General features: G+C 64.7%; 10 protein-coding genes. 7 read left to right on the top strand and 3 right to left on the bottom strand.

Annotated elements, in window-relative coordinates:
* Positions 1–112: 112 nt before the first annotated feature.
* The 3 genes from M1L61_RS05525 to M1L61_RS05515 are packed head-to-tail and all read right to left on the bottom strand — an operon-like array spanning position 113 to position 6,628.
* Positions 113–316, bottom strand: a complete 204-nt coding sequence (locus M1L61_RS05525) for a hypothetical protein (protein WP_010485953.1) — start codon at positions 314–316, stop codon at positions 113–115.
* Positions 317–334: 18 nt separating this feature from the next.
* A complete protein-coding gene (locus M1L61_RS05520; RefSeq protein ID WP_100064825.1) occupies positions 335–1,294 on the bottom strand; it encodes an RHS repeat-associated core domain-containing protein in 960 nt (319 codons plus the stop codon).
* Between the two features lie 3 nt (positions 1,295–1,297).
* Positions 1,298–6,628 carry a wall-associated protein gene (locus M1L61_RS05515; protein WP_248854422.1) on the bottom strand — a complete coding sequence of 1,777 codons (5,331 nt, stop codon included), beginning with the start codon at positions 6,626–6,628 and terminating at the stop codon, positions 1,298–1,300.
* A gap of 241 nt (positions 6,629–6,869) precedes the next feature.
* On the opposite strand from M1L61_RS05515, the gene M1L61_RS05510 reads away from it, so the two are divergent.
* From M1L61_RS05510 to M1L61_RS05480, 7 genes are all read left to right on the top strand, one after another.
* Complete coding sequence (locus M1L61_RS05510) at positions 6,870–7,409, top strand: GNAT family N-acetyltransferase (RefSeq protein ID WP_021202565.1); 540 nt, start codon at positions 6,870–6,872, stop codon at positions 7,407–7,409.
* On the top strand, positions 7,406–7,738 hold the full coding sequence (locus M1L61_RS05505; RefSeq protein WP_043398428.1) for a non-heme iron oxygenase ferredoxin subunit: 333 nt from the start codon (positions 7,406–7,408) through the stop codon (positions 7,736–7,738). The genes M1L61_RS05510 and M1L61_RS05505 overlap by 4 nt, the downstream gene beginning before the upstream one ends.
* Before the next feature lie 203 nt (positions 7,739–7,941).
* Positions 7,942–8,346 (top strand): hypothetical protein, encoded by a 405-nt coding sequence (locus M1L61_RS05500; protein ID WP_043398425.1) that lies wholly within the window; start codon positions 7,942–7,944, stop codon positions 8,344–8,346.
* Positions 8,347–8,496: 150 nt separating this feature from the next.
* Positions 8,497–10,803 carry a TonB-dependent receptor gene (locus M1L61_RS05495; protein WP_191862957.1) on the top strand — a complete coding sequence of 769 codons (2,307 nt, stop codon included), beginning with the start codon at positions 8,497–8,499 and terminating at the stop codon, positions 10,801–10,803.
* Between the two features lie 68 nt (positions 10,804–10,871).
* Positions 10,872–11,591 carry a tetratricopeptide repeat protein gene (locus M1L61_RS05490; protein WP_248854421.1) on the top strand — a complete coding sequence of 240 codons (720 nt, stop codon included), beginning with the start codon at positions 10,872–10,874 and terminating at the stop codon, positions 11,589–11,591.
* 10 nt (positions 11,592–11,601) lie between these two features.
* Positions 11,602–12,279, top strand: coding sequence for a Fe2+-dependent dioxygenase (locus M1L61_RS05485; protein WP_019336499.1), 678 nt, complete (start codon positions 11,602–11,604; stop codon positions 12,277–12,279).
* A 164-nt stretch (positions 12,280–12,443) separates the two neighbouring features.
* Positions 12,444–12,854, top strand: coding sequence for a hypothetical protein (locus M1L61_RS05480; protein ID WP_057502959.1), 411 nt, complete (start codon positions 12,444–12,446; stop codon positions 12,852–12,854).
* Positions 12,855–12,902: the final 48 nt, after the last annotated feature.

Raw genomic sequence — 12,902 nt, 5'->3', positions numbered from 1 at the left:
GCCATTGTCTCTCATGCGGCCGACCAGCGGCCGGCACTACCGAAATGGTTGTTCAGAGGATCATTAAAGGGCGGTAAGCACTGGGCGGATTTGCCGCTTCTGCCTAAGACAGCTACGAACTCTTCCCGCGCAGCAAGCCAACGAAAAGTGGTATGTAAGCCACCGTAAACGCCGCCAGAAGTATGAGCGTCCATTCAATGAATGAAATCCCTGTATGCCCGTAAACGAGACGCAGCAACCCATAGCTGGCAATCGTGAAAACGGCAGCTTTTGCGTAATAGACGGCGACGCCCTTCAGGATCAATTTGATCTTCATATCCTACTTCAACTTTTCCTACTTCAACTTATCGTTCACAAGTGGTTCCAGATCGCCTGATGAACTGACCGCCGTACCGACGGCATTGGCCGCTGTTTGGGTGGGATTGGAGTATTTAAACCCAGGAGTGGCTTCCTTTATACCCTGCATCAGATTTCCTGTCGCAGTTCGCTCAGTCTGTGTCATCCCAGCACTCGCACTTCTAGCCGCCACACCAGGCGCAGCAGAAACAGCTGCCCCTAAGCCAGCCGTTCCTCCGCTCAAGGCTGCGCCCTTCGCAACCTCGGATACAGAAGCGGTCTTACCTTCAAGCTGTGCATTTGCTTGAACTGAAACTGCGCCGACGGCTGCATTTCCAACCACGTTTGCGGCAATGGTTCCACCGGTAGTGGCAGCTGTGCTTGCAACGGCACTTACTCCACCACTTAGCGCACCAGCCGCTGTTGCGACAGCGACTTGCCCCCATTTTACTTGGGAGAATCTTTCGCCCATCGACCCTTCAGCCATAGCCATCTGAACACCGATGTTCACAACTGCGCCTATTGGCGCGCCCCACAAGCACTGGGGGCAGCGCCCATCCGGATCTTTGAACTTGTACGGGCTGTTGTAAGCATAGGCGTAGCGGTTTAGATGGCGCATATCGCCCCCTTCAGCCGTTACCGGATCAACGCTCAGGAAAGCCCCTAACGCCGGATCCATGTACCGCTGCTGCATGTAACTCAGCCCGGTCCCCGAGTCCGTCACATGCCCCGTATATCCCGGTCCATCCTTCAACGGCCGGTTGACCACCGTCCCATACGGCTCATACACCGTACGCTCGATGACGTTTCCGCTGGCATCGGTGATCGCCACCGGTGAACCCAGTGCATCAGTGTGGATGTACTCGACGACTTCCTGTGCGACCGCCGGAGCCACACAGGCCGCCAGCACCACCAGCGTGAGCACCGCCCGAATCAACAGCGAACAGAGTCCATTCATGGGTTAGTCCCAGCTCAGTACGCCGCGGGTGACGGGATGGTCGGCCGACCACGGCGAGCAACCACCGGCATTGCAGGCACGCACGCGATAGTCACCAGCACAGTAGGCATTGCCGTCTGCACTCACATAAGCGTTCGGCCCGGTATACAGGCGCTTTCCACCGCCACCACTCTCAAGCTGGTACTCGGTCGCATCGACCACTTGGCTCCAGCCCACCGAGCACTGCACCTGATACGGTGCCTTGCGAGTGGTCAGCCATTCCGCAAGATAGAAGTAGGGTGTCCCTGGTGGAAGTGCGACCACAACCGTCGCAATGCCCGAGTACGGACTGCACCCCGCGAAATTGCACGCCCTCACGCGATAGGCGTAGCTGCCTTTGCCACGGCTGGCACCAAAGCTGTTCCCGCCGCCGTTATGCACCACCGTCCAGCCACCACCGTTGGCACTCTCCTCCAGCACGAAGCTCTCGCTGTTGGCCGGCACCGGCCAGCTCAGGCTGTACTGCGTCACGTTCACCAGGCCCGGTGCGCTGATCACCGGCTCGATCGTCGGCGGCCCGATCACCGCTACCGTCGACGTGGCCGACCACGGTCCGCAGCCTGCGCCATTGCAGGCGGCAACCCGATAGCCATAGCTGCCGACCCCGCGCGCAGCGGTGGCATAGGAACCCGCGTTGCCGTCGAACAGCGTGACCCATCCGCCACCATTGCTGCTTTCCTGCAAGGTGTAACGCGTGGCACCAGCCACCCCGTTCCAGCCAATGCCGATACTGCCCGGCGCAGCGCGTGCCGGCGCAGAGAGACCTGGCGCAGTGGCGGGCGGATACACCACCGTCACTGCGGCCGTGGCGCTGTATCCCGTGCATCCCACCGGATTGCATGCGCGAACCCGGTAGTTGTAGCTTCCCGCTGCCTTGCCACTGAAGGCCTTGGACTGACTGATGGCGTTGTGCACCTGGGCCCATGCGCCACCATTGGCGCTTTCCTCCAGCTCATAGCGCTCGGCACCGGAAGCCGCAGACCAAGCCACGTTGTAGCTGCCGTTGAAGGCCGTGGCAGGCAGGTTCAAGGTCGGCACAGTGGATGGCGCCAATGCCACGGCCACTGATGCGACATTGCTCCATCCGCCGCACACCGCCCGGCAGCCGCGCACGCGAAACTGATAGGTTCCCGTGACCAGGCCGGTGCTGGTGAACGATTGCGCCGCGCCATCAAAGACCGTGCTCCAGGTGCCCGCAAGGGCACGCTGCAGCTCATAGCGGTTGGCACCACCGGCCGGGCTCCAGGTCAGGTTCACGCTACCCTGGGTGATGTAGCCCGGCGCACTCAGCGCGGGAACGCCGGGTGCGGCTTCACCATGCACCTGGGACACCAGGCTGCCTGAAAGGTAGAGATAGTCGGTCTGCTTGCCGGTACGTTCGTTGCGCTGGAATCGCAGCACACCGCCGTTGTCGTAGAACGAATAGATCGCCCCCTTGCCACTGGCGCTGGCCTTCACCCGGCGCCCGTGGGCGTCATACTCGTAGCTCTCTGCTGTACCCGCCGCACGCAGCCGGTTGCCGTAGTCAAACGCGAAAGCCTGGCCATTGCGCACCGAAAGATTGCCCTGCACGTCATAGCCAAGACCGGTCACGGTTGCCCCGGTTCCGGTTTCGATCACGTTGACCAGCCGATTCGTCGGATCGAAATAGTGCGTACGATCGCGGCTGCCGACCTTCGCACGGCGCAGGTTGTCCAGCGCGTCATACTCATACAAGGCGTTGCCGAAGCCCGGTGCAGTGACCGTCCGCAACCGGTCCAGGCCGTCATAGGTCATGTCCCGGTTACCGGGCGCCCCGGGCAGGCCATCGGAAATGGCCATCACATTGCCGCCGGCATCGTAGTCGTAGCTGTCATCCAGCACTGCGGCCGCTGCAGTGGCATCGCGGCTGCGGTCAGGCAGTCCGCGGGCATTCTGGGTCAACGTGTGCACGATCCCGTTGCCATAGACAAAGCGGGCCAACGCGCCATTGGCAAAGTAACTGGCCTCCTTTGCATAGCCGCCGACCGTCGTCGCCCGACCCAGTGCATCCGGCGCATAGCTGACGACACGCCCCCCCGGATAGGTATTGCTCGCCAGTGTGCCGTTGGCATCGTAGCCATAGGCCAGGCTCAGATTACCCAAATCCGGATGCTGCAGGGTTTCGCCACTGAGCAGGCGGCGGCGGTTGTACTGGTAGCGGTTGACGACCATCGGCCGGGCCGGGTCGTTCTGCGTACTGATCTCGGCAGGCAGACCATCAGGCGCGTAGGACCAGTTCTGATTTCCGCGCCCATCCGGGAAGATCAGGGTCGACAAGCGGTTGGCGGCGTCGTAACTGCGCTTCACCGGACGTCCGCTGGCCAGGGCTTCACTGCGGTTGCAGTCGGTGGTGCTGGTCAAACCCGTGCCGGCCGCCGACCACAGCACGTTGCCTGCCGCGTCGTAGTCCTGCACGGTCGCGCCGGTTTCCGGTTCGATGGTCTTGCACAGCTGCTGGTAGCCGTCATAGACGTAGCGGCGGGTCAGCGACTGGCTGCCGTCTGCACTGCGGCGGGTGATCGCCAGCGGCTTGCCCAACGTGTCTCGCTGGATCTCGGTCACCACGCCTTCCGGATGCTGCAGCGTCAGCGGCATCTCATAGCTGGGCTGGTCGTAGGCAAGATGACGGGTCGTCGTGGCCTGGCCGCGTGGATTGGTCACCTTCACCGACAGATTGCCCACGTACTCGGTGCGGGTAACCAGTGCCCCCAGCTCGGACGATTGACTGACCACGGTGGGGCGGCCCAACGCGTCGTACTGCGTCGTGGTGCCGGTCAGGGTGGCATTGATATCGGAGAACTGCCGCGTGGGATACGAGGCAAACACGGTCTTGCCGCTGGTGTCGTAGCGGGTCACCACGGCGCTGTCCAGGACGTTGTTGGCGTTTTCGGTCACCAGCACCGGGCGGAACATCGCATCCAGGTAGGTATCCGTGCGCCGCCCGCCCTGCGTGCGGGAGTGCTTCCACGCACCGGCGGGCACCCCCAGCTGCGCGCCACCCAGCCGCTGCAGGTCCATGGTTACGCCATTCCAGTTCACGCTGTCGCCGCCAGGGAACTGCTGGCTGCGCAGCCTGCCCATGCTGTCGTAGCTGAAGCTGGTGGTTGCGCCGGTTTCGTCGGTCAGCGAGGTGATCCAACCGTTGTCGTCGACGACAACCGTGCGCACCGCGCCATTGGGCGCTTCGGGCGTGGCCGGCATGCGCAGCTGCTGCGGAACACCACGCTTCCATCCCGACAGATGGCTGGTATTGCCGCGGCCATCGGCCACCGATGCAACCGTACCGTCGGCTGCGTAGGTGACCTGCTGCGCCAGGCGCCCGAATGCGTAGGCGCGCAGCGGCAGTGCTCTAGCCGTATCGAATTCGGTGCGGGACTGTTCGATGCCATTGAGCACACTGCGCGCCGTCTGGCCGTTCACCCATAGCGCGGGATTGTCGTAGTAGGTCGTGGTACTGGTGCGGGTCTGGCCAGCGGAGTTCGCTTCTGCAACGGTGACTTCGCGGACGAAGGCATCAAAGGCCTGGACCGTACGGGTGAACTGCACGCCATCCTGATTCACGACTGTGCTCTGCACTGGGCGATTCAGATGCTCCCCAAGTTCCCTGGCCCCGTACTTGAGATTCCGGCCCGCCTCGCGCGGGAATGGCGCGCTCGCAAGCTGCGCGTCCGGGTAGTAGTTGCTGCGCTCGGTGCGAACCACCGCGCCACCCGAGCTGGTAGTCGTGGACAGCAATAGACCGTCGTTGTAGCCGACTTCCTTACCGAATTCGTAGGTCCGGATAACCCCATCGGGTAGGGTTTCAATCGTTATCTTGGGCTCTGCCTGCCCCACCGGGATCATCGGCCACCCGGCCTGGTCGACTCTCCTGTCGTACTGCCACCCTAGATTGGTGTACTGATAGCTCCACTGCGCCGCCGGCATCCCCGGCCCGCTTATCCGCTTTGCCACCAAAGACATCGCGTCCCGATAGAGGGGCGTGAGATTCCATCCGTCGGCCAGCAACTGGTCGTCGCCGGAGGTCTGGCAGTTGAACGGAACATTCTTGCGCCCGTGCCGGAAAGGTCGGAATACAAAGGTTCCCACCGCACCTGATGGATGCGTGATGGAGGCTGTCACCTCGGTCTGCACGATCTTGTTCGTCTTCGCGCACAGCCCAGGGTAGTCCATGTAGGCTGAGGGGTCCTGCCCGGTATATTCGGGGTACTTCTTCGTCACGTTGACCGGAGGCAGGTCGTACTGCCAGGCGGTGCCATCCGGCAGCGTCACCGACTGCAACACACCGGCCGGGGTGTAGCCATAGGTCCAGGTGCGGCCCGCTGCCGTTGCCGTTGCAATGCGGCCCTGGGAGTCATAGGCAAGGCTGATGCTGCGCCCATCGTTGGCAACGATTCGATCCAGCCGCCCGCCACTCCATTCGTAGCGGACCCAGTTACCGAAACGATCGACAACCTGGGATGGATAGAGGAAGACCTTTTTCCGTTTCAGCGTGGCATGGGTGATGGTGTCGTAGGGCTGGAGAACGGCAGACTCGTTCTCGCGCGCCACCATCCAGTCGAAGTAGTACTTGGTTCCATCCGGCGCGTGGCCCAGAAAGCCTTCGCCCGGCTGGCCGCTCTTGAGCGCACTGAGGCAGGAGAAGAACCATCCCCCTTTTGTGTTCCAGGGCGTTGGCGTGCCAACCTGCGGAGTTGGCTGGCGCGCGTCCCCGCTGCCCGCCAGGACGGTTTCACCGCCTCCGCCCGGCAATGAAAGCCTCACCCCATCCCAATAGGTGTGGGGAGAAAAATTGATGGTCTGGGTATGCTTGTAGTTCCAGACATCCAGCGACGGAGGTGCGGAAACTGTCGAGCAACGGGCGCTTGGCGTCCAATGCCCGCCGATCGCAGTTTCCGGCTGGTCTCCGTAAGTGCCTGAAAGCGACGGAATGTCGAGATCCCAGTTTCCATACTCCTTGTCATTTGCACTGCCGCTGACATCCCCATAACTGCGGCTGAGCGAGACCGCGAGCCCACCATTGCCCGGAATCGAAACATCCGTGGCCTTGAAGCTGATCGAGCCGTCGTAGAGATTGACCTGCTCGCCGAAGATCTCGCCCTTCAGCGGCTCGACAAGGTCCCCGTACTTCAGTCGCTTGTCGTACTCCTGCCGCCAGGTGGGAACGATCTGGGCGGAAACGCCGACCGGTGCCAGCACGCACAGGGCAACGACACCGAGAAGCAGACCCTTGGCAGCCATTGCCGCGCGCGGATGAGAAATGAGGCCAGACTGCATGCAGATCCTCCCTGGATCGACGTCCCTGTGTGCCCCACCCGCGCCGAACGGCAGTTGGCCTTCGACCAGGCGGCACCCACGCCGGCAGACAGCCACGCGTTGCTTCACGGTGGTCGGGTGCTGGTCACAGATATGAACGAATAATGAAGATGGCGTCAAGTCCACGCATTGGCCACACTCGGCAAAGTCACGTCAACCAGCAGCCTCCCGCGCCCTTCCCCGCTCCACCTAGAATGTCCTCATGAGCACCCTGACCTTCCGCGCCGCCACGCCGGCCGACATCCCCGCCCTCATTGCCCTCGTCACCTCGGCCTACCGGGGTGACGCCAGCCGCGTCGGCTGGACCACCGAAGCCGACCTGCTGGACGGCGCCCGCATCGACGCCGAAGGCATCCAGGCCGACCTGGACCGCCCGCGCTCCACCATTCTGCTGGCCGAGCGCGGGGATCAGCTGGTGGCCTGCGCCCATGTCGCCGATGTCGACGGCAAGGGCTACTTCGGCATGTTCTCGGTCGATCCGGCCCAGCAGGGCGGCGGCGTCGGCAAGCAGCTGATGGACGCCGCCGAAGCGCACGCCGCACGCGAATGGAACGTGCCGGTGATGCAGATGACGGTGATCGACGTGCGCGACGAACTGATCGCCTTCTACGAGCGTCGCGGCTACAGCCGCACCGGCATCAAGAAGCCGTTCCCGTATGGCGACGAGCGTTTCGGCATTCCAAAGCGCGACGACCTGCGCTTCGAGATCCTGGAAAAGCCGCTGACCGGAGCCGTCGCGTGAGCGAGGCCTGGACCTTTGTCTGTGCCGGCGCCGAGCTGTTGCCGGGCGAAATGAAGAGTGTGTTCGACGAGGTGACCGGCACGCCGATCGTGGTGTTCAACCTCGACGGCGAGCTGTACGCCCTTGAAGACCAGTGCACGCATGAAGAGTTCGAGCTGTCCTCGGGCGAGTTCAACACCACCGAGGGCAGTGTGGAGTGCGTACTGCACGGCGCGCGCTTCGACGTGCGTGACGGGCGCGCCCTGTGCGCCCCGGCCTACAGCCCGGTGCCCAAGTTCCCGGTGAAGCGGGAACATGACGCGGTCTGGACGCGCGACGACCGGGATTGAGTCTGCGCTCCGCCCGGAGAGATCCCCCAGAGGGCGCCCCGCGGGAGAGCATCCACCCATGGGGTGGATCTACCGGAAGGCCATGAGGGCCTCCCCAGGCCGTTCCGGGGCGGCCCCGGCGGCCCGCCACGCCCCGCATATGCGAATCATTATCGTTGATGTTATTCTACGTAACATCTTCGTAACGACTCTGCCCCCGCGCCATGGCTTCGCCCGCGCCCACCGCCACGCTGTGCCAGCTTGCCCGTCAAGGGTGGCCGCTGCTTGTGGTCGTGCTGCTGACGCTGCTGCTGGGCTGGTCGGCATTGCACGAAGGGCGCGGCAACAACCCGGCTGCCCACGGCTGGCAGGCACACGCTGATGATCTGCAGCAGGTCATGCCGATGCCGGCCCCGCCGGCGGACGCGTGCCCGCACCATGCCGCGCCAGCACCGGAGCCGCCGCTGGATGGCGAGGGCACCACGCCCTGTACCGGACTGGCTCCCCCGCGCGCCGCCCTGGTCGCGCATGTTCCGCTATGGCGCTCCAACGCCCTGCGCTGGCAGCTGCACGATCCCGCACTGCGGTTGAACCCCGGCCACGCACCGCCCGCACCGCACGCCAGCTGAGGCGACCTGCGGCTTTTGCCGTGCGCCTGTTTACGTTTCCTGCCAGCCGAGCGTCGGCTCGGCTCTACAGATACCGCCTTCTACATGTCGTCGCGCTGCCTGCGCTTCGGCCCGCGCCCTTTTCTGATCCAAGCCACCGCCACCCAGACCATGACCCACATCACGTCCCGCAAGCACGCCCCGCGCGTTTCCCTGCTCGCTACCGCCACCCTGGCCGCCGGCTTCGCACCGCTGGCCGCACAGGCCGCCGACAGCGCCGATGCCAGCTCCCGCAACGCCACCGACCTGGACAAGGTGCAGGTGCGCGGCAGCTGGTTCAATCCGTCCTCGCCGAAGTTCACTGCCGAGCTGCTGGACACCCCGAAGTCGGTGTCGATCGTGTCGGAAAAGCTGATCGCCGAAACCGGTGCGACCAACCTGCAGGATGCGCTGCGCATGGTCCCGGGTATCACCTTCGGTGCCGGCGAAGGCGGCAACCCGACCGGTGACCGCCCCTTCATCCGTGGCTTCGATTCGCAGAGCAACGTCTTCGTCGACGGCCTGCGCGACGTCGGCTCGCAGACCCGCGAGATCTTCGACCTGGAGCAGGTGGAAGTGGTCAAGGGACCGAGTTCGGCCTACGGCGGCCGTGACTCCGGTGGTGGCAGCCTGAACCTGGTGAGCAAGACGCCGAAGCTGAAGAACGAGACCAGCGCCAGCATGGGCATCGGCACCGACAGCTACGCGCGCGGCACCGTGGACGCCAACTACGTGCTGGGCGATGGCATCGCCGCCCGCCTGAACCTGATGAAGCACGCGTCGGACATCGCCGGTCGTGATGCGGCCAATGTCAGCCGTTGGGGCATCGCGCCGTCGATCGCGTTCGGCCTGAACGGCCCGGCGCAGCTGATCGCCAGCCACTACCACATGCAGAGCGATGACCTGCCGGACGCGGGTGGTTTCCCGTACAACAACCCGTTCACCAGCGGCCCGAACGTGGCCAAGAACGGCGACGGCCGCCCGATGGTGCCGGACCGCAACAACTACTACGGCCTGGTCGACCGTGATTTCCAGCGTACCCGCGCCGATATCAGCACCCTGGACGCCAGCTACGATTTCGGCGGCCACAAGCTGCGCAACATCGCGCGCCTGGGCAACACCAGCAATGACTACCTGTGGACCCAGCCGGACGACAGCAAGGGCAACCCGAACAATTACGGCACCCTGTGGCGCCGTACCAACAGCCGCGCCGTCGACGTCAAGAGCTTCGCCGACCAGCTGGGCCTGACCGGCGCCTTCCAGACCGGCGCGCTCAAGCACAGCTACAGCGCGGGCGTGGAGTACAGCGACGAGAAGATGACCCGTGGCAGCTACCTGATGTCGCCGGGCACCGCCAATCCCCTTGAAAACAGCGCCAACAGCACTCGCTGCCAGGTGTCTGGCGCGGCCACCGGCTACAACTGCACCGACTTCAACAATCCGAACCCGAACGATCCGTGGGCGGCCGGTCAGATCGTCTATCGCAGCGACAAGGCGCTGGACGTCGAGCAGCGCACCAAGACCACCTCGGCCTACGTGTTCGACACCATCGAGCTCAATGAGCAGTGGATGATCAACCTCGGCCTGCGCTACGACGACTTCCGTACCACCCTGACCACTCCGGTGGCCGGCAAGGCACCGACCCGCGTGCGCAACAACAACGACTTCCTGAACTACCAGGCCGGCGTCGTGTTCAAGCCGGCCACCAACGGCAGCATCTACCTGTCTTGGGGCACCTCCTCGACTCCGCCGGGCATGGACGGTGGTGACGGTTCGGACGGCCTGAGCGCGGCCGTTGCCGACCTCAAGCCGCAGGACACGAAGAACCTCGAACTGGGCACCAAGTGGGACCTGCTGGACAACCGCCTGAACCTGACTGCTGCGATCTTCCACACCGTGATGAACAACGCGCGCGTGACCGTCGACAACGGCACCAGCCAGAACGCCGGCAAGAAAGAGATCAACGGTTTCGAGCTGGGCTTCAACGGCCAGTTGACCGACGCCTGGAGCCTGTACGGCGGCTACACCTACCTCGATTCCGAGCTGAAGGACAATGGCTTTGTCTGTGGCGCACCGGTGGGCCGCACCTGCCCGTCCAACGTCTACGTGCCGTCGCCGAACAACGGCAACGTGTTCCCGAACACCGCCAAGCACAGCGCCAACCTGTGGACCACCTACCGCTTCCCGATCGGCCTGACCATCGGCGCTGGCGCGTTCTACTCGGACAAGCAGTACGGTGATGTGGCCAACACCAAGTGGATTGCCAGCTACACCCGCTTCGACGCGATGGCCAGCTACGCGATCCAGGACAACATCAGCCTGCAGCTCAACGTGCAGAACCTGACCGACAAGACCTACTTCACCAAGGCCTATGCCTCGCACTACGCGAGCATCGCCCCGGGTCGCTCGGCCACCCTGGCACTGAACGTGAAGTTCTGATGTAACTTCGCTCCATCACGGCGGCAGGCTCTCCTGCCGCCGTTTTTGTTTCCGGCGATACTCCCCTCATGGCGACCCTTACCCCCATCGACAGCGATGCCCTGGCCGGGCTGCTGCAGCACGATCCGGCAGCCGCGTTCGCACGCGTGCGCGACGCTGCGCAGGCCGGCCAGGTCGACGCACAACTGCTGCTCGCGCAGATGCACATGGAAGGCAAAGGCACCGCGCAGGACGCCTCGGCCGCGCTACTCTGGTACGAAACCGCCGCCAACAACGGCGCGCCGATGGCGATGAACATGCTTGGCCGCTGCCATGAGCTGGGCCAAGGCACCACGGCCAATCCGGCACTGGCCGCAGTGTGGTACCGCCGCGCGGCCGACACCGGGCTGGACTGGGGCCTGTACAACCTGGCCAACCTGCTGGCCACCGGCCGCGGCGTGCCGCTGGACCGCGCGCAGGCGCTGGTGCTGTACACGCGCGCCGCGCACTTGGGCCACGCCAAATCGATGAACCTGCTGGCCCGCCACCTCGAAGACGGACTGGAGATCGAGCGCGATCCGCAGGCGGCGCTGGACTGGTACCAGCGCGCGGCCGAGGCCGGTGATTTCCGCGGCCAGGCCAACTACGCCTCGATCCTGCTGCAGGCCGGCCACGTCGAGCAGGCCGTGCACTGGCTGCGGCTTGCACTGGCCCACGGCAGCCCGGCGTTCATGGCGCATCTCGTGCCGGAACTGGCCGCATCGCCGCATCCACAGGTGCGCGCCCTGGTCGCACCGCCGTCCCTCTGAGGAGTCCCGCATGCTGCTGCACATCCCCGACATTCTCAGCGCCGACCAGGTGGCCGACTTCCGCCGCCGGCTGGATGCCGCCGACTGGACCGATGGCCGCGAGACCGTCGGCCATCTGGGCGCGCAGGCCAAGCACAACCAGCAGCTGCCCGAGGCCTCACCGCTGCGCCGCGAACTGGGCGAGATCATCCTCGTCGCACTGGCCCGGCACCCGCTGTTCTTCAGCGCCGCGCTGCCACTGAAGTACCTGCCACCGCGCTTCAATCGCTACAGCGGCGGCGGCACCTATGGTTTCCACGTCGACGGCGCGGTGATGAACCTGGCCAACGGCGAACAGCTGCGTTCGGACATCTCCTGCACCCTGTTCCTCTCGGCGCCGGACGAGTACGAGGGCGGCGAACTGATCATCAGCGACACCTACGGCGAGCATGAAGTGAAGCTGCCGGCGGGCGACCTGATCGTGTATCCGTCCAGCAGCCTGCACCAGGTGCGGCCGGTGACCCGAGGTGCGCGCGTGGCCTCGTTCTTCTGGGTGCAGAGCATGGTCCGCGACGATGTGCAGCGCCGCCTGCTGTGGGAAATGGACGGTTCGATCGAGCGCCTGCGGCAGACCGGCGGCGACGCCGAAGCGGTGCTGCAGCTGACCGGCGTGTACCACAACCTGCTGCGGCGCTGGAGCGAAGTCTGAGCCCCATCCGACCAGTCTGCGACATTTTGGCAATCATTCTCATTTGCAACAGCTAACAGCTCTCATTACAATCACGCCCCGTTGATGCCGGCCACTGCCGGCAGACCCTTGGGGACCCCTGCTTGCTGCGCCCGCTTCGCCCTCGCCCACTCATCCATCGCAAGATGGGCACCGCCATGCGCGGCCAGCGTCCTGCGCTGGCCAGCCTGCTGGCGTGGGTGGCGATGCTGGTACTGCTGATGGGTACTCTGCCGCTGCTCCCCCAGGCCCACGCCGGCAACGCCGCGCAGGCAGTGCAGCCGCCGCTGGAAGAGCGTGGCGGCGAAGCCCCGCTGCAGGAAGAAGCGCCGGCCAAGCTGCGTCGCTGTGCTGCCGCGCCGGTGAAATCAGCCGAGAAGGCACACCCGCCGCTGCTGCTGGCCAGCCAGTGGCTGCGTACCGAACGTGAACTCGTACCCGCCACGCCGGCCATGCCCGGTGTGCGCCCGGATTGGCCGCTGGCCGCTCCGGATACGCCCTGGGCCGACGCGCCCGGGCGCCGCCAGCAACGCGGCCAGGCGCCGCCGCTCGCCTGATCCACGGCCCCGCGTGACCGCCTGCGCGGTCGCGTCAGCGCGCCGCTG

Source organism: Stenotrophomonas sp. NY11291 (assembly GCF_023277365.1).
Classification (GTDB): domain Bacteria; phylum Pseudomonadota; class Gammaproteobacteria; order Xanthomonadales; family Xanthomonadaceae; genus Stenotrophomonas; species Stenotrophomonas geniculata.
The sequence above is the reverse complement of the archived record's forward strand: the minus strand, read 5'-3'. Positions and strand labels throughout refer to the sequence as shown.